Here is a 16,915-nt window from a genome sequence, read left to right as displayed (position 1 = left end):
AAATGAGTACGCTGCCAGCTGTATTCACACGCATTGATTCTCTGATAGCGAGTGGCTCACCAAATGGGGTCCTACCACGCTCCTAAGGTGCCGGGCCGATGCCTCCGATCAATAACCCGATGTCATTCATCAAACGGGAGCGCCCGGATGCGCAACCGGAAGGACGATGCCCGCTACGGCAGCGTTGAGCTGCGTGGGCGTTAGAACCTCTTCGACTCGACTCGGCTCGACTCGACTCGCCAATGCCAACGCCAACGGTACGGTTCCTGGGTGTGATGGCCTGTCTTGTTGTGGAGTTCACTGTTTCATCCGTGCATGGCCGGGGTAGGTGCGTTGCGAGCGAACAACGAGGGCTGGTGACACGTTGTCATGATTGCTGGACGGAGTGTGTGTAGTGACTGAGCCGAATGAAGTCGACCCTGTCCATGTGGACAATGAACGCACGAATCGATCGCACGTCGGGGAGGCGATCACAGACGGACGCAACTATCCGGGATACCTGTTGATCGGCCTCGGATTGGCAACTCTCGGATTTACCTTGGTGGCAGCAGGTTACGGAATTCGTGGGTGGGCGGTCATCGCCGGATGTGTGTGCGTGATTTCCTTCATCGTCGGTGCCCTCGCAATCTTGCTGGAACATCGGCGGGTAAAGCGATTGGAAGGTCGCGAACTTCTGGACCAAGAGGGCCATGGAGCGATTTTCCCGGACGATGGTCGAGAAGTGGACCGACGAAACAGAATTCATCGGCGTGGTCCGGATCAATTGGCACCGTATTCAGGGGACGCTGAGCGAGCCCTTCAGTTCGCGCGTCCTCGAAGTGAATAACTGCGCTTCGTTTCGACTGATCGACCGGAGCGCGCGTTTTAGGTGCTCGTCGACAATCCCAGTCGCGCAATGTTCGGGTCACGGCCATTGCCGTTGAGGTAGTGGACACACCGACGAAGCGGAAAAATTGCTCATGTCACATGGGACGGGTGCGAGGAGGACACTAGTGGACTGGTTCGTGTCGGTGCGGGACCAAGAGACCGGACTTCACCTGTACCGCGGCGGTGTAGGGCATGATCGTTCGACGGTTATCGAGCACGTGATCCGCGCGGGCCGGGGCATCGCTCACCGCGAGGATGGTTCGGTTGTCGACGTGGTCGGCGAGGTTGTCATCGACGGCACGCCGGTGGATGCGATCGCATTCGGGGATCCCTGCGTCAGCGACGACGAGCTTCGCCTTGAGATCGGTATCCAGTTCGACAGAGTTCGGACCCATACCGGTATTCGGCTCGACCGGGGTTGATCACCGAGTGGGATGCCCCCGGTGGCGGTAGCTGCGCGGGGTTAGGATGCATTTCATTTCCGGTCGTTGCCGGGGCAACTGATTTTTATTGCGCCGTGTCCGGTGCATGGCGGCGTCGAGCACGGGTCGGACGGCATGCCTCTCGCTCTCCGGTGCCTCAAATCTGATGCTCATTGCTGCAGATTTCATCTGTCTCTCGAACCGGATTTCGCAGGGGAACGGAGTCGAAAAGAACCCAGATCTTGCTGGTTTCGTGCATTCATGGGCTCGTATGGACTCGGACGTTCATATCTCGGTCGGTCGATCACTGTTTCGTCTGTTGCCATTTATCTGCATCAACTGATATAGATTTATGACAGCGAATTACTCAGATGCATGGAGTTACTCAGATGCATGCTGGAGCACTTGCACTTCGGGAGCGTGAATGACCACTGCCAGGGCCTCCCCCACGGCGGCGCGAGCATCACCTGCTCGGCGCTAGTAATCGCTTAGCTGAAAGTGCGTATCGCCGCGATGATCCGCGTCACCCGCACGTCGCGGCGGGAGGTGATCGATGTCGTCGTGGTGATGGTCGTTGCCGCCATCTTGGGCCAGTAGTCGCTTCAGCGCTCGACGGCCCGCCCTCTGTGCCTGTGATCGCTCTGGCCGCGGCGATGGTTTTCTGGAGCGTTCTGCAGACGATCAATACCCGACAATGAAGGAGACGACGATGTCGGCAACACGATGCGTCCGCCGTTTCGGCACCACGACGATGTCTTTATCTCAGCGAGGGGCCACTGTCCCTCAGCCCCCTGTTAGGGCTACGACCAGGAGAGAGGAGTTGGCATTCTCATGAGCACCCGCACGCAAGACGCCGACTACACGCACTTTGCGGCCCTGTTCGAACAGATGGCTTCAACACCGAACCGCGACGAGCGCCGCGAACGTGTACGCACGCAGATCATCGAGTCGTGTCTACCACTGACCCGGAACATTGCCTTGCGATACCGCGGCCGCGGACAAGCCCACGAGGACCTCGTACAGGCCGCCAGCGTCGGACTGGTCAGTGCGGTGAACCGCTTCGATCTCGCCAAGGGCAAAGACTTCCTCGCCTTCGCGATTCCGACGATGGTGGGTGAGGTGCGCAAACATTTCCGGGACCGCGGCTGGGACGTTCGTGTTCCGCGCTCGCTGCAGGAAAACTATCTCGCGCTCAACAAGGCCCGCTCTTCCCTCACTCACGCCCTCGGACGCGAACCCACCGTGCCGGAACTGGCAAAAGAACTCGAAGTGGAACCTGCAGAGATCGCGGAGATCGCCGCCGCCGGCGATTCCTATCGCGCGGCTTCCCTCGATGCGGCAACCGTCAACGACGGACGGACGATCGCAGACACGTTGGGAGACTTCGACTCTGCCCTCGAAGGCATAGACAACCAACAAACGCTCCGACCGGCACTACTCGCACTTCCTGAACGAGAACGCGCAATCGTGCTCTACCGATTCTTCGGCGAACTGACCCAAGCGGAAATTGCCGAGAAGGTTGGTCTCTCGCAAATGCATGTCTCCCGACTGCTGGCACAATCGCTTAAAGCACTCCGACGGACACAGTCCCTCGCCGCGCTCGAGACCGCCGTCGCAGCGTGAGCTGGATGCCAAGAAATGCGGATTCGTGCGTGACCCCGGTACGACGCACCCGTGATCGGAAGCGTCGTCGGTTACGGCGACGAGACACACCAACAGGCCGGTGACCTGTGTGTACTCGTGGACATCCCGAGCAGGCGGGGATCACGAACCTGCCTGCAAGATCTTGGTCAGGGTGATCGTCACAGCCCAGTTCTCCTCGGGCGCGGCCGGCGGAAGCTCCTCGAGGACCACTTCGTCAGCCAGGGTCTCGAGGACGTGCCACCCGAAGGACGAAGTGCTCGTAGTGATCTGACCCGTTGTTGCCGCAGAGAGGATCACTTGCACAGCGGCGGTATCGTCGCCGCCGAACGTGCACGTCAGGGCGCTGGAGGGGAGGGCGTGGCCGATGAGAATGGTCGCTGCTTCATCGGCGGCGAGTACGAGATCGGACAACCCGTCCAACGAGAGCGCGTAGTGCGCGGCCACGGTTCGCACCAGTGATCGCAGCACCGGCAGTTGATCCGGTGATGCAGAGACGGACAGTGAAGGTGAAACGGCGACCGGGGAAACGATCGCTCGCGCGAAGGACGTCACGTGAGATTTGCTCCTGTACTTGATCGGATGCAGCCAGCCCCCTTGGTGGGATCCTGGGAGCCGCATTCGAGAAAGATGATCAGCACTTCAACTACCCAACTGAAGTGCCGCCAAACATCGAGCTTAACGCTGTTGTCAGCGACCCAACAGGACGTGGTCGAAGTGCGTTCGTACGGCGTCGGGGATGTGGAAGTCCGTTGCCACCCGCGTGAGGAGCCTTTCCGCGCCATCACGAACTTTCACGTTTGTTTCCTGCGAATGCCAGGTGCGGACGTCGAATGCCCGGTCCGCCGGAATCGCGTTGACGAGCATCAGCATGCGCTTGGCCTGGGCGATGGCTGCGAGGGAGGACGCTATTTCGGCGACCAGCTCGTCCACCGATTCCTTGACCGTGTCGCCGATAGTTTCGGTGACAGCGACGTAGAAGCCGGAACTGCCGATGATCTCGCCGGACTCGTCGACCAAGTCGGCCCCGGCGACCACCACGAAGCGTGTCGTTCGCCTGGTGTCGACGATGCGGTGCCGGCTGCTGAACGAGCCCCCGGAAGTGCGGATCGTCTCCAACGTCTGGGCGGCATGAGGCCGGCCTCGGGATGTCTCTGGGAGAGAAGCAATTCCGTGGTCGGGGCGATGGTGCCGGGTTCATAGCCGTGCATCCGAGCGGCGGTGTCCGACCACTCCCACTGATCGCCGGCGCGGCGATAGAGGAATCCTCGCACCCGTTGCGATGCACCGGATTTCGTCGTCGGCCCCACACCCATGTCGTCCGGCATGGCGTGTCCCTTTCGTTCTTCGCCCAGTCCTGGGCCCAGTACAGCAGTTATATCGGACATATCCACAAGCGTCACTCCGGATCCCGGCCGGTGCTCAGTGATCTCGACGACGCGGAGTGAACCTGCAGCAAGATGCGCCCGCCGTGCGATGTTTGCCCGCCGAACTGCCTGGGCATCACCCCCGAGCGCAGGCGCAGCGCGGATGCTGCGCGTCGGAGCTGGTGGGCTCGCCGTCGCGCACGGACCGGCACCCGGTCGCATGTCTGGGCTGTCATGCCTATTCGGTGCCGGTCCGACCCGCCGCCAGCAGCTCCTGAACTACGTTCTGTAGCGCAAGATTTGACGATGCCAGCGCTACCCCAGGCTGATGGACCGAATGTGGCGGCCATGTAGACATAGGGGACGGGCGCCCGACGGCTGCCCGGACTGACATCTCCATGCCGGCAAAGTATTTCATGTAAGAACACCATGCTTATATCGACCCGATGCTCCGCATCTCCCGTGACTATGCGCAGAGTTTCGACGTCAGCCAACCACAGTCTGCACTACCTACCAGTGGCGATGGCGCCACGCTGAGTGCTCCTGTGCTCACCACTTTGCACACGCCGCCGACCCCGAGGCTGGAATCAGCAATCGCCGCAGGCGGGTCTCCTGGGTGGTTTGCTGCGGTGAGTCGTTTTACAGCCGATTCATGGAAACAGGCAGCCGGCGACGTCGACGTCGTCCACAACGAAGTCGATACCGATCAACGGCGTCAGGGCCAGGTGGACATCGACTGATCTGGTTCGGACGCATCGTTCCGGAAAAGGCACCCACCATGCGATTGCGGCAGCCAGGGAATCCTGTATGCCGTTGGTGCTTGCCGGGCCGATCAGTGACCATGCGTATTTCAGCGAGCGAATCGAGCCACAACTCGGCGACTCAGTTCGATATCTCGGTCATCTGGTGACTGAATATCTTGTTGCTGCCGTAGGGATGTCTGCAGTGGCACTTGTGGCCCCGCAGTGGGATGAGCCCTACGGGTTGGTCGTCGCCGAGGCGCTTGCCTGCGGCACCCCGGTCGTGGCTCACGGTCGGGGTGGCATACCGGAATCCTCACGTCGGATTGCGGTCGGTTGGTCCCAGCCGACGACGTGGCCGCGCTGTCCGTCGCGATCGGTGAGACGAAACAGTTGGCTCGGGCCGCACGCTCGGGCGCGAGCTGTGAACCACTGTTCGGAACGAGGGATGGTGAACCGGTATGTCTGATGGGTCCCGTGGAGTACTGACTAGACGGACGTTCAACGCTGGATGCAGGTTGGGAACCAGAATAGCCTGCACTGCGATGGTCCAGATCATTTCGCCGACGTCCCGAGGAATGATTAAGGAAGCATCGTTTGGGGAAGGTGAACCCAATGGCTACTTACAGAGTGATCAATCCTGAAGGTGAAGTTACCGCGACGCGCGACATCGAAAGCGCTGACGATGCACACGCGTGGTTCATGGACGCCCGGGCCGACAACACGGAACTGGGATGGCGCATAGAAGTTCACCACGATGGCGAATGGTCGTTCTTCGACGACACCGAGGGCGCATCCAGCTGAGCAGTAGCTCGACGGGTGTGACGAAGACGAGGAAGGACGTTCAAGTATGAGCCAGTTACTTGCAGGAAAGGAAGTTGCATTCCTCGTGGCAACGGAGGGGGTGGAACAGGTCGAGTTGACGGATCCGTGGGATGCATTGGTTGCCGAACACGCTCAGCCATCGATTGTTTCGACAGAATTCGGAACCATCCAGGCATTCAACCAACTCGACAAAGCTGACGTCTTCGACGTGGACGCGGTGGTCGACTCGGCGGAGTCGTCCGAATACGACGCTCTCGTCCTGCCTGGGGGCGTAGCCAACCCCGATTTCCTCCGCATGAATTCCGGCGCGGTGGCGTTCGCTCAGAGTTTCTTCGACGCAGGGAAGCCCGTCGCAGTGATCTGCCACGGACCGTGGACGCTGGTCGAAGCCGGCGTAGTGGCCGGTCGTACGCTGACGTCGTGGCCTAGCTTGCGTACCGACATCACGAACGCAGGCGGCACGAGGGTAGACGACGAAGTGGTCGTCTGTACCGCAGGACCGAACACCTTGCTATCGAGCCGCAACCCCGATGATCTGCCGGCGTTCTGTGCGAAGCTGATCGATACAGTCGCAACGGCCTGAGACGCTTGACGTGCAGGGAGTGGAAGAAGAAACCGGTCCATCACTTTCATGCGGTGAAGTGTGGAAGGCGCTATCGTGCCAGGATTGCCGAAGCTGAAGGAGGCCAAAGATGTTGTGCCCTTGAAGTATTCGTCGATACAACAAGTGTTCTGGTTGAAGTTTGGCGCAAACGCCAGGCGCGTCTGAACGAACCTTCGACTACGAGTCGCGAGTCCGGGCGGTGCATTCGGTGACACGCACCGATCCTGCCCTTAGTTGACACAGCACCACGGCTTTTAGGAGTTGACCGATGCCCGAAAGTCGCCTTTCCTCCGAAAATGGCTACCGCGCACTGCGACGACGACAACGGCGGCCGTCGTTGTCGGTTCAGTTGCATCCGGAAGACCAGCTCGAAACCCGTGGTTCGAGAAGCTGCACAAACCATCATTTCAGCCGCCCACTGTCTTTCCCGTGGTGTGGACTGTTTGTACGCCGGCGTCGCAGTGAGCACTGCCCTGACTCTTGAGCACCTGGCCGAGAAGGGGGACGAGACCCCTGCTCGCGATTACATCCGAGCCTTGACGACCAACCTCCTCGGAAACGCCGGCTGGAGTTGGGTGTTCTTCCGTTCACATCGACTCCGTGCCGCGCCTGTCGTCGCAGCCATCCTGACTGTAAGCAGCGCCGACTTGACCCGACGAATACTTTCGATCAGACGGACGGCGGGAGTGGCATTGCCGCCGTACCCGGCTGGGTGTGCGTTTGCGACGGTTCTGTCCACAGCTAGTTGGCTCAAGAACCGGCGGTGAATGGCGCCCATGGACGAGTCGCAGGATCCGATGTTTGCGATCAGCCGACAGCGGGTAGCTGTGCGGCATGGAGATATTAGCGATTCTCGTCTTGGTCGGTGCAGTCGCGTTCGTAGTCGCACGCAAACGATTCACAGGAAAGCGCGAGCCGTGACGGATGCCCCACGTACCCCGTTTCCATTATGCTGCGACAGCAGGTGACGAGATGGACCTCTAGCGGATCACGATGCCGGACGGTCGACTTTCGACGAGTATTTTGGATCGGACAATGAGACCATCCTGGAGGCCACGAACGCCAATCATGGTGTGAGTGAAGGGATCAAGGTCGAGCGTTATGCTGACGAGGGAACTTTCTGTCAGACTAAATTGCCGAATGGTAGGTATCGCGGAACTGTCAGAAAGCACCGGGCCCGCTAGAGCTCGACACCATGGCACGAGCTGGAGGTAATCGCGTATCCGCGTCATGAAAGATTATCGGTTGCAGGGCCTTCCAGAAGTTCACCGCTCGCGGTAAAGCGTGATCCGTGCAGCGGGCAATCCCAAGATCGTTCGGCATCGTTCCAACTCACGATGCCGCCAAGATGCGGGCACACCGCGGAAACCTCCTGCGTCACTCCGCATACAGTGCTTCGGGCAACAGGCGTAAGCCCTTCCCATACGACCTGGCCATGGCTGCCGGATTCTGGGTCCTTACGCGCGAGTCGATCGAACAAAGGCTTTATCCAGCCGCGCGTCAGGTGAACGGCCACTTCAGCATTGACCCGAACAGCATGGGGCACTCCGGACACTTGATTCCAATCCCACGGGGTATAGATTGCTGACCACTGCGCTCGGGTGCCGAGGACACTCGTGGCCAGTGTAAGCGCGGCAGCGACCGAGTTGGTGATTCCCCATTTCGCGTAACCGGTGGCAATGAGGATCGAGGGGTCCCCCGGCAAAAGCTCTCCGACATAGGGAAGTTCGTTCACCGGCCGGTAGTCCTGTGCAGACCAGGAATGCGTCAGTTCGGCGCCGGGGAAGGTCTTGCCAGTCCAATCGATCAACTCTTGCAGACAATGTGACGGCGATGCTGCGCGCCCGACGGGGTGGCCGTTACCACCGACGAGTAGCAAGTTGCTGTCGTTGCGCGGAGCGTAACGAATTGACCGTTTCGGTTCATCGACAGATATGTACATTCCTCGTGGAATATCGCCGGGAACTGTGAAGGCAGCAGCGTAGCTGCGTTGTGGTTCCAAGCGGGCAAAGAATGCGCCTCGATCGAGTATTGGTGTTCCCGTGGCGATCACGACTCGAGCAGCGGTGACTACGCCGTGGTTGGTATGCACCGAACGTCGATGACGATTACCGTGCACGGTCCGGACCCGGGTCCCTTCGTGCAATGTTCCACCACGCCGGACGAATTCCTGGATCAGCGCGTCGAGCGCCTGGACTGCGTCGAATTGCGCTTGATCATCCAATCGGAGCGCGCCAACTACCGGGAACGGTAATTCGACTGCGTCAGTCCAGTGGACATCGAGGCCGGCCGCACGTGCTGCGTCCAATTCTTCCCGTAGGGAGACGGTTCCGTCAGTGCTGGTGGTGTATGTGAAAGCCGATTCACGTTGTACTGCAACAGAATTATCGGCGCAGTAGCGCAGCAGCCACTGTTGTCCCTCCCGATTGGCCTCGACGTACGAGCACACTGCCGACGGTGAGTGCTTCTTTGCAATGCTCGACAGTCGAGTGCCTTGGAGCAAACTGATCTTGCCAGTCGTATTGCCGGTTGTGACAGCTCCGACGGTCCTGGATTCGAGTAACGCCACCTCATGACCGGCCCGGGTTAATAGCAATGCCGTAACCACACCTGTCATACCTGCCCCGACGACAACGGTGTCGTATTCGCGCTCGGTGAATTCGGATGAGCATTCGGGGCGCGCCCCTTCGAGCCACAGGGAGGTCATGACCTACGGTTGCCCAGGGTGGTCGTATGAGAAACGTGGCCGCCAGCATCGCCGCAGTTGCGGGGACTTCACCGAATTGGGCTGTCCGTGGGGCTTACTCGCTGCACCAGACGGGGAGTCAAAAATCCGAGTGCCACCATGCCTACTCCGAGACCGAAGTGCAACCAGTTGTCGGCATCGTTGACCGGAACGAAGTTGGCGGAACTATCTTGATCGATTAGTAGGCCGTAGATCCACAGCACCAGGTAGATGATTCCGCCCCCGATGAGATACGCCTGCGCGGTGCGAGCCATACGTGCCATCGCCAGACCTGCCACGCCGAAGAGTAGATGAACCACGTTGTGCAGAACGGAGACTTCGAAGATCCCGAAGAGCTTTGCACCAGAATGATGACCCGCCCCGGTCAGCATGTCGTAATCGGTTGTCACACCGGGAATGAAGCCGAGGATTCCGACTAGTAAAAACACCGCACCGACGGCTGCCGCGGCTATCTGCACTGCTGAATAGGTGCGACGATAACTTCGTTGTGCCATGATTTTTCCTCTCGTTGTTTCGGTCCCCGCGGTCGCCTACGACTTGCCGTTGTGACATACGCTCCGTAGGTTCACGGTCGGTCACGGTGGGTTCGTGTCACTGCTGTGGGACAGTTCCCAATCATCAGCGGGGCTAAACAACTCTCGCCCGTATGCAAGGTCAAGGAAGCATGTTGTATCGACCTTGTTGTATCGATTCTGTGGTGTCGAATCTGTGAACTGAGGTGACAGGTGCATCACCCACTGAAAGCCGTGCTCGACTGGCTTCGTAGCGGATATCGGGAGGGCATCCCCGAGAAAGACCATTTCGCGTTGCCAGCCGTCCTGCGTCGTGGATTGAGCAATGACGCGATCGACCAGGTGGTGGCGCTCTCTGTCGAACATGCTCATGAAACTCTGGATCGCCACATCGATTACGCGCGTCCGCGAAGTCGTAGCGGGCACCATTCGCGAAGAACCGTCCGAGGAGGACATGGAACGGGTGTCTCGCCGGCTCGAAGAACGTGGTTGGTCTTTGACGCAGTCTGGTTCACGTGACGGAGAAGGCTGTGCGACCGATTCCAGTCGCCACGACTTTCACCCAAAGTAGTTGTTCTGCAGTTTTTTCAAAAGCGGGATCCGAGTCCGGTCGCGATCTCGGGAAGCCTGGCGGCAGACCCGTCTTCCGCGAGTGGGGGAGTGTGCCGAATCCACGGCGGCGACATCAGTAAACGTGCCGACAGTGACTGGTATCCGGGCAGTGTGACTCTTGATGCAACTGGCAGGCCCGTCAGTATTAGCCGGCGCCATCGCTCCGAGGCGCTCGACGCTGCCGCTGTTGGAAAAAGTGCAACCGACGCTTCAACTCCTCGACTCGTATTGGAACTTCGCGAGGAATTCGGCGCTGGCCCTTGCTGCTCGATCTACCGGGTCGCCGAATCGTAGTATTGCTCGACCGGAAGGACGTGAGTCGCGTCCCCCAGGAGACACCGGATCCGTTCTCCCTGGCAAACCGCGAAAGATGGTTGCGCTGAGGTCTTTTCAACGTCATGGAGTTCTCATAACTCGGGGCCGATTGCGGGTCGCTCGACGCGTTTTCAACGAATCCGTTCTCGAGACTGGCGAACCACTTCACTATCTCGCTGGAGCAATGACCGAAACCGTGGCCAGCGAAACCGGCGAACTCAACGCCCTCGCAAGTGTGCGCGGGTATTTGGACGCGGGTAGTTTTGGACTGGACCCCGAAAGTTGGACTCTTAATGGAACCTTATGCGATAGCGGGTGTTTGGGGGTTCGGAGATTTTCGAGGGCTGAGCGCGGGAAATCTGCGGTTGTTCCGGCGGATGGCTATGCATTCCCCGGGGTTTTTCCGCATTTCGTTTCAGTTGAGTCCTCGATGTCGGCCCGATGGATGTCGCCAAAGTCCGTATCCACGATGATCTTGTTTCCGTTTCTCCCGCGTCTCTCTCGCGTCGGTCGAGCGCGGATCGCAAGCGCCGACGAGCTTTGAGCGCACCTGACCTGTCGACTGCCGAGTTCAGAACGCCGTCGGCGTCGAACCGTTTTCTGCGATGGTGTCCTGCGCGATCAAGGTGATGCGACGCTGCTGCGAAAACGCCAACGCCAGCAACTGCAGCAACGTTTCGTACACCGAAATGTGCGGGGCCACCGCAAGGTCATGTGAGGGGTGCGCCGAGTCCGCGTGAAACCTGGAGCGCGCGGCTCTTGATCTGCCTCCCGGCCACGGTGTTGTGTGGCCGTTTGCCCTCCGGCTGGTGAGGTCTGGTTACGGGGATGACGCGCGTGACCGCCGCGGGTGTGCGGTGAGGGCCTTTTGTCTGATTGCCGGGATAGGATCGGTGCAGTCCCTGGTCAAGGAGGTTGCTAGGGATGTGAGGACACGCCGGGCAGTGCTGCGTCGGCTAGATCGAACAGATAGGTTGACTATGCCGTTGACAGCGAAGTACTCGGAAAAATACAATGACGCGTTGATCGCGTTGGCTGCCGCCACCCAACGGCCCACTAATGTTGTCAATCTCGACGGGATCTATGCTATTCGTGTTGATCTCGAGTACAGTCGGTATGTCGTTGCCACCAACTCGCCGCGAGGGTTGTCGGATGAGCCGGACGCGAATGGTTCGTGGCTGGTGTGCATTTATCGATCCGACCTCGCCGGCGTCTCGGACGAGTTGCTCGTCGAGTCCACCGCTGCATGGTTGATCGATGCCTTCGATTCCGCTCTGGCGCGACTCGAGTCAGGCGGAAACAAAATCGAGGCCGACGCCGACTTCGGTGACATCAGCCGTTCCGAAGGTTCGACGCCTCTTGCTGTCGATGAACCAGGTTCGGGTGCGCTCGGTGGAGCCGGCGATCACGCCCCTGTCTCGGCCGCTTCGCTCAACGACGCTCCGCTGCACTGAGCAACGCGCTCCCATTCAGAATTGTGTTCTCGGCATCCAGGGCGAGAATGCGGTGAACGCCTCCACATTGTGTTGGCAGATGGGAGTGTCGGCGAGGCCTTCGATGCGATCACTCTCGTCGCGGTGCGCCAGCACTGCCACTGGAGGCAACGTTGGGTCGGTTGCGGGAGATGCTCAATCGGGGTGGGTGTTTGGTCATTGTGGATGCTATCGCTGAGCCACGAAATTCCGATGACTGCGCCGAATGGCTTCACCTGGTCGACGTAATTGCCGAAACCCCCGAAACGGCCCGTCAAGCAGCCGAATTGGTGCAGGTAACGTACGACGAACTCGCGCATGACTCCGAGTTGCGAGCCGATCGCGAGGACCTTTATGCACCGGAGGAAGTCAACGGATTCGCGACCGACACGACCGACGGTGATGTCGAGTCCGCTTTCGTCGCTGCGGATGTGACGATAGATCAGACCTACACCACTCCACTCGAACACAACAATCCGATGGAACCCCACGCCTGTATTGCAATCTGGCAGGACGACACCAAGGACGGGCGTCCATGCGTCACTCTGTATGACTCTACTCAGGGAGTCCACGTCGTTCGCGAGACTCTGGCGCCGATGTTCGGACTCGAACTCGAGCAGATGCGAGTCGTGGCGCCACATGTGGGCGGAGGGTTCGGTTCGAAGGGATCACCGCACGCGCACAACGTATTAGCGATTCTCGCTGCCCGTAGGACGGCTGGACGGCCGGTCAAGTTCGCGCTCACGCGGCAGCAGATGTTCGCGATCGTCGGATACCGCACATCCACCATTCAGCGCATCCGCCTCGGTTCGAACTCCCACGGTCTTCTGACGGCGGTGTGCCACGACGTAATCGAGCAAACGTCGAAAATCAAGGAATACGCGGAACAGACTGCTGTTGCCACCCGAATCATGTACGCCACACCTAATCGCTCTACCTCGCACCGAGTTGCAGCCCTCGATGTTGCAGTCCCGTTCTGGATGCGTGCCCCGGGCGAGACTCCGGGTATGTACGCGGTCGAGGTAGCGATGGACGAGCTTGCCGTAGCTTGCGGCCTCGACCCGATCGAACTTCGTGTTCGCAACGAACCCGAAGTGGACCCGGAGAGCGGAAAACCTTGGTCGGGGCGGAATTTGATCGCCTGTATGCGCGCGGGCGCGGAGAGATTCGGATGGGAAGATCGGAGTCGACGTGATGGACGCCATCCGGGTCGTGCTGGCCGCAGCCCGGACGGCAATTGGATGGTGGGCACTGGCATGGCGGCGGCAACCTATCCGGAAATGACGAACCCCGGCTCGAAAGCGCGCATCGTCTTCGGAACCGATCGAATCTACACCGTCCAGATCGGCGCGGCCGACATCGGCACGGGAACCTGGACAACTCTGACGCAGATCGCCGCCGATGCTCTCGGATGCCTTATAGAGGAAGTGCGGCTCGAAATCGGCGACACCACATTCCCTTTCGCCACAGTTGCCGGCGGCTCCGCCGGCATCTCCTCGTGGGGCTCTACCATCGTTGCGGCTGCCCGTCAGTTCCGCACGGAGCACAGTGCAACTCCCACTACCGGCGCGGAGACGACAACTGAGACGCCGGAGAATCCGGACGAGGACGACTACTCCATGCATTCGTTCGGTGCTCACTTCGTGGAAGCACGCGTCCATCGCGACACCGGGGAGATCAGGATCCCCCGGATGCTCGGTGCATTCTCGATCGGACGCGCAATCAATGCGAAAACGCTTCGCTCGCAGCTCGTCGGCGGAATGACGATGGGATTGTCGATGGCGTTGCACGAGGAGAGCTTTCGGGACGACAGGTTCGGCCATGTGATGACACAGGACTTGGCGAGCTACCACATCAGCACAAACGCGGATGTGCAAGACATCGATGCTTTTTGGCTCGACGAGGTCGATGAACACGTCAACCCGATGGGATCGCGGGGTGCCGGCGAGATCGGGATCGTCGGGGCTGCAGCCGCAGTGGTCAATGCGATCTACGATGCTACCGGCGTGCGAGTACGCGACCTACCGGTAACAGCGGACAAGGTTCTGTTCCGATGACCTATCGGACAACCGTGGAAGGTTAGGAGCAAGGAATTCTCGAGCATCCCCTGATTCAGCGATCTGAAAGCATAGGCCTGGTCACAGCTCTGAAAGGCACAGTCGCCGTCGTCATCGCGTGGGTGATCGCGAACAGCGTCTTTCACAGTCCTGAAGCATTTCTCGCCCCGTACGCCGCACTCTTCATCATCGGGAACACCGTGCGGAACTCGATGCGGGTAGCCGCCCGCCAGGTCAGCGTGGTCGTCCTTGGAGTGGTTGTGGCCGCCATCGCGGCGGCGACACTACCGACCGTCGCCGCGTTGGCCCTCGCAACGGGCGCAGGAATACTCGTCGGCCGCATTCCGCGATTGTCGCCCGACGGGATCTGGGTCGCCGTCACCGCCGTACTGGTCCTCTTGTACGGAACAGCGACCAACCCGTACCTGGTGATGCACCGCATTGGCGACGTAGTGCTGGGAGTATTCGTGGGAATCACGGTCAATGCGGTGTTGGTTCCGCCGGACTATCTCTCCGACGCCAGAGACCTCTTGGTGGCACGTACGCATGAGGTCTCGGACATTCTCCGACAGATGGCCGACGACGTGAAAATCGGTGCTTCAGCGCATGGTCTCTGGCGTCAACGCGCTTTGTCGGTGAACAAGTCCGTCACCGCGGAGGCCGTAGTGATGGAGGGTGAGGCCAGCCTGGTCGGAAACTTTCGCAAACGTGGATGGTTGCGTAGGGGAGGATCCGAGTTGTTTCGCCCGGCCGCCGACGCTCTCGATCGAGCCGCGTTGCATCTTATGGGCCTGATCCTTGCCGTCGAGGACAATGATTTCGACGAGAACGAGAACTTGCAAGGCGCCGTCTCCGATTTGCTCGAAGCTATGGCCGAAGCATTTGCCGATGCGGGAAGAGGTCCGGTGCGCGATCCTATCGACCATCGTGCCGTCACGACGTTGCCCTTGGCCTGTGAGAGGTTGGCTGAACTCGAAAAGCTCTTGCAGCAGGGAAGAGTCACAACATCCGTCGCACCTTCGATAATTCTGTCCAGCCGCGGGTTACTCACGACGCTCGCTGTGCTCGATCGAGAAGAGTGCAGAACCGAGCGTGCTCTCGACCGATTTTCAACACCGGGCTAACTGGGTAGTAAGCCGGGGACGGTGACACACACGTAGATGCGGACGACGCGTGCAAGCCTTCCGACCCGACCGACCTGACGGCGCAGTCGTGGAAGTTCGTGGCGCGCCGTTCGGCTCGCGAGTTCACTCGCGATCAGTACACGGATCTGGCGGCGGCGCTGACTTATTACGCTGTGCTGTCGCTATTACCGACGGCTTGATCGTCACAACGGCTAAAACAGGGGTTTTACTTCCGATTTTGAGTCTCTCGCGGCCTGGCGCGGGGATCGAGCACAAATCTTGATCACTCCGTTTCCCGCGGGTAGCAATGCCTTAGTTATCTGTTTGACGGGTCGAGATTTCAGACCCGGTCATGCTGTGCGACTGGCTATCACGGGCGGAGGCATCAGTTTCCGGGTCGGTCTCGCGGGGAGGCCGGTGACATCTTCGCCGAGGCCTCAGGGCCGGTCGGCTTCCGGTGGTGGGCTGAGCTAGTCGTCGCTGGTCTGTCGCTTGCCGATCCAGGCGCGCAGTTCGGGATCAGTAGACGTCAGACGATCCATTTCTTCGCCGCCGTCGCAGCGGCACATCGACACGGTGATCGTCGTGGGGGTCCGGCGAAGGACCCGCCACATCGCTCCCGAATCTGCCCAACGCGAAAGAGTCTCTACCGCATTCTCTTCCAACATCCTTACTCCACTTCAGATATTTACCCAGCGGTCCGGCCCGAAGACCTCGTAGTGGATATTCTGTGCCGGAACATCGCGTGCTATCAACGATTCGCGCATCGACAGCATGAACGGCATCGGGCCGCAGAGGAATGCCTGCGTGTTCGGTTCGAGTTCGATGTCACGCAGATCAGAACCCGCGGCAGTCACCGATCCTGTTGTGGCGGTGCGAACGTCTCGGATCTGTCCGAGTTGCGCGTACGAGCCGAGTACGAGAGCGGAAGCTGCCCATCAACGCGCGGACCTGGCCGTCATCTGACTGCACCCGAACCTCGACGATCCGAATGCGGTTGTTGCCCGATCGCATTGCCACCAGGGTGAACCCGCGCCGCCGGCGTTCGCTGCCGCGTGCACGGTGTGCGGGGACGGTCCGATCCTCGCCGGCGAATTCGCCCAGACCACCCAGGGCATTGGGAGCTTTCCGGATGCGGTGCAGCAGTGGCTCACAGCGAGCGGATGGACCGTACTGCCTGAGTTGCGGTGACCGGAGCACACCTGAGAGTTGACGTCGTTGTTGCAGCGACTAGTGCCGTCCGGCTCGATCCGACCTCACCGGCGTCTCGGACGAGTTGCTCATCGAGTCCACCGCTGCATGGCTGATCGATGCCTTCGATTCCGCCCTGGCGCGACTCGAGTCGGGCGGAAACAAAATCGAGGCCGACGCCCACTTCGGTGACATCAGCCGCTGCGAAGGTTCAACCTCTCCCGCCGGCGACGAACCGGGTTCGGGTGCGCTCAGCGGAGCCAGCGATCACGTCCCGGTATCGGCCGCTTCGCTCAACGACGCTCCGCTGCCCTGAGCAAGGCGCTCCTTCAGGATTTTGTTTTCGGTTTCCAGTGAAAGAATGCGGTGAACGCCCACCACATTGACTCCAGCGTCGATCAGTGCGGTGATCCGGCGCAA

17 protein-coding genes and 5 pseudogenes are annotated in these 16,915 nt (G+C 60.1%); 13 read left to right on the top strand and 9 right to left on the bottom strand.

All coding sequences use genetic code 11. From position 1 onward, the window contains the following. Window positions 1-427 precede the first annotated feature (427 nt). The 3 genes and pseudogenes from V2B23_RS29570 to V2B23_RS29560 all read left to right on the top strand — a co-directional run. Window positions 428-691 (top strand): annotated as a pseudogene (locus V2B23_RS29570) (hypothetical protein); the annotation flags it as partial. A gap of 301 nt (window positions 692-992) precedes the next feature. Further along, window positions 993-1,289: a hypothetical protein gene (locus tag V2B23_RS29565; RefSeq protein ID WP_430953507.1), complete on the top strand. Its 297-nt coding sequence runs from the start codon at window positions 993-995 to the stop codon at window positions 1,287-1,289. An 831-nt stretch (window positions 1,290-2,120) separates the two neighbouring features. Then, window positions 2,121-2,912 (top strand): SigB/SigF/SigG family RNA polymerase sigma factor, encoded by a 792-nt coding sequence (locus V2B23_RS29560; RefSeq protein WP_430953506.1) that lies wholly within the window; start codon window positions 2,121-2,123, stop codon window positions 2,910-2,912. 141 nt (window positions 2,913-3,053) lie between these two features. Here the strand turns inward: V2B23_RS29560 and V2B23_RS29555 are convergent, their stop codons facing one another. From V2B23_RS29555 to V2B23_RS29545, 3 genes are all read right to left on the bottom strand, one after another. Further along, on the bottom strand, window positions 3,054-3,485 hold the full coding sequence (locus V2B23_RS29555) for an ATP-binding protein (protein ID WP_430953505.1): 432 nt from the start codon (window positions 3,483-3,485) through the stop codon (window positions 3,054-3,056). A gap of 135 nt (window positions 3,486-3,620) precedes the next feature. Next, a complete protein-coding gene (locus V2B23_RS29550; protein ID WP_430953504.1) occupies window positions 3,621-3,971 on the bottom strand; it encodes an ANTAR domain-containing protein in 351 nt (116 codons plus the stop codon). A 358-nt stretch (window positions 3,972-4,329) separates the two neighbouring features. Beyond that, entirely contained in the window at window positions 4,330-4,533 is a 204-nt protein-coding gene (locus tag V2B23_RS29545) for a hypothetical protein (protein WP_430953503.1), read from the bottom strand. 210 nt (window positions 4,534-4,743) lie between these two features. On the opposite strand from V2B23_RS29545, the gene V2B23_RS29540 reads away from it, so the two are divergent. The 5 genes and pseudogenes from V2B23_RS29540 (at window position 4,744) to V2B23_RS29520 (ending at window position 7,233) form a co-directional block, all read left to right on the top strand. After that, window positions 4,744-5,037, top strand: a complete 294-nt coding sequence (locus V2B23_RS29540; protein WP_430953502.1) for a hypothetical protein — start codon at window positions 4,744-4,746, stop codon at window positions 5,035-5,037. 67 nt (window positions 5,038-5,104) lie between these two features. Beyond that, entirely contained in the window at window positions 5,105-5,506 is a 402-nt protein-coding gene (locus V2B23_RS29535; RefSeq protein WP_430953501.1) for a glycosyltransferase, read from the top strand. 146 nt (window positions 5,507-5,652) lie between these two features. Then, window positions 5,653-5,841 carry a hypothetical protein gene (locus tag V2B23_RS29530; RefSeq protein ID WP_430953500.1) on the top strand — a complete coding sequence of 63 codons (189 nt, stop codon included), beginning with the start codon at window positions 5,653-5,655 and terminating at the stop codon, window positions 5,839-5,841. 46 nt (window positions 5,842-5,887) lie between these two features. Further along, complete coding sequence (locus V2B23_RS29525; protein WP_430953499.1) at window positions 5,888-6,445, top strand: type 1 glutamine amidotransferase domain-containing protein; 558 nt, start codon at window positions 5,888-5,890, stop codon at window positions 6,443-6,445. A gap of 282 nt (window positions 6,446-6,727) precedes the next feature. Then, window positions 6,728-7,233: pseudogene (locus tag V2B23_RS29520) on the top strand (TspO/MBR family protein). Between the two features lie 461 nt (window positions 7,234-7,694). Here V2B23_RS29520 and V2B23_RS29515 read toward each other — a convergent pair. From V2B23_RS29515 to V2B23_RS29505, 3 genes are all read right to left on the bottom strand, one after another. Beyond that, window positions 7,695-9,173, bottom strand: coding sequence for an FAD-dependent oxidoreductase (locus V2B23_RS29515; protein ID WP_430953498.1), 1,479 nt, complete (start codon window positions 9,171-9,173; stop codon window positions 7,695-7,697). Window positions 9,174-9,241: 68 nt separating this feature from the next. Beyond that, the gene (locus tag V2B23_RS29510; RefSeq protein ID WP_430953497.1) at window positions 9,242-9,706 is read right to left on the bottom strand and encodes a DUF4383 domain-containing protein; all 465 of its coding nucleotides are present in this window, start codon (window positions 9,704-9,706) and stop codon (window positions 9,242-9,244) included. 81 nt (window positions 9,707-9,787) lie between these two features. After that, on the bottom strand, window positions 9,788-10,096 hold the full coding sequence (locus V2B23_RS29505) for a hypothetical protein (protein WP_430953510.1): 309 nt from the start codon (window positions 10,094-10,096) through the stop codon (window positions 9,788-9,790). On the opposite strand from V2B23_RS29505, the pseudogene V2B23_RS29500 reads away from it, so the two are divergent. Next, window positions 9,995-10,295: pseudogene (locus V2B23_RS29500) on the top strand (DUF3349 domain-containing protein). The gene V2B23_RS29505 and the pseudogene V2B23_RS29500 overlap by 102 nt on opposite strands. A 927-nt stretch (window positions 10,296-11,222) precedes the next feature. Here the strand turns inward: V2B23_RS29500 and V2B23_RS29495 are convergent. Beyond that, a complete protein-coding gene (locus V2B23_RS29495; RefSeq protein ID WP_430953496.1) occupies window positions 11,223-11,354 on the bottom strand; it encodes a hypothetical protein in 132 nt (43 codons plus the stop codon). 277 nt (window positions 11,355-11,631) lie between these two features. Between V2B23_RS29495 and V2B23_RS29490 the strand changes: the two genes are divergently transcribed. The 4 genes and pseudogenes from V2B23_RS29490 to V2B23_RS29475 form a co-directional block, all read left to right on the top strand. Then, window positions 11,632-12,105 carry a hypothetical protein gene (locus V2B23_RS29490; protein ID WP_430953495.1) on the top strand — a complete coding sequence of 158 codons (474 nt, stop codon included), beginning with the start codon at window positions 11,632-11,634 and terminating at the stop codon, window positions 12,103-12,105. Window positions 12,106-12,314: 209 nt separating this feature from the next. Further along, the gene (locus tag V2B23_RS29485) at window positions 12,315-14,180 is read left to right on the top strand and encodes a xanthine dehydrogenase family protein molybdopterin-binding subunit (RefSeq protein ID WP_430953509.1); all 1,866 of its coding nucleotides are present in this window, start codon (window positions 12,315-12,317) and stop codon (window positions 14,178-14,180) included. 35 nt (window positions 14,181-14,215) lie between these two features. Next, the gene (locus tag V2B23_RS29480; protein ID WP_430953508.1) at window positions 14,216-15,304 is read left to right on the top strand and encodes an FUSC family protein; all 1,089 of its coding nucleotides are present in this window, start codon (window positions 14,216-14,218) and stop codon (window positions 15,302-15,304) included. 74 nt (window positions 15,305-15,378) lie between these two features. After that, window positions 15,379-15,495, top strand: a pseudogene (locus V2B23_RS29475) (YihY/virulence factor BrkB family protein); the annotation flags it as partial. A 279-nt stretch (window positions 15,496-15,774) separates the two neighbouring features. On the opposite strand, the gene V2B23_RS29470 reads toward V2B23_RS29475, so the two are convergent. Beyond that, a complete protein-coding gene (locus tag V2B23_RS29470; protein WP_430953494.1) occupies window positions 15,775-15,972 on the bottom strand; it encodes a hypothetical protein in 198 nt (65 codons plus the stop codon). Between the two features lie 12 nt (window positions 15,973-15,984). Next, window positions 15,985-16,119 (bottom strand): annotated as a pseudogene (locus V2B23_RS29465) (hemin transporter); the annotation flags it as partial. Window positions 16,120-16,915 lie beyond the last annotated feature (796 nt).

This window comes from Rhodococcus sp. 24CO, assembly GCF_050586165.1.
In the GTDB taxonomy this organism is placed as follows: Bacteria; Actinomycetota; Actinomycetes; order Mycobacteriales; family Mycobacteriaceae; genus Rhodococcus_F.
The sequence above is the reverse complement of the archived record's forward strand: the minus strand, read 5'-3'. Positions and strand labels throughout refer to the sequence as shown.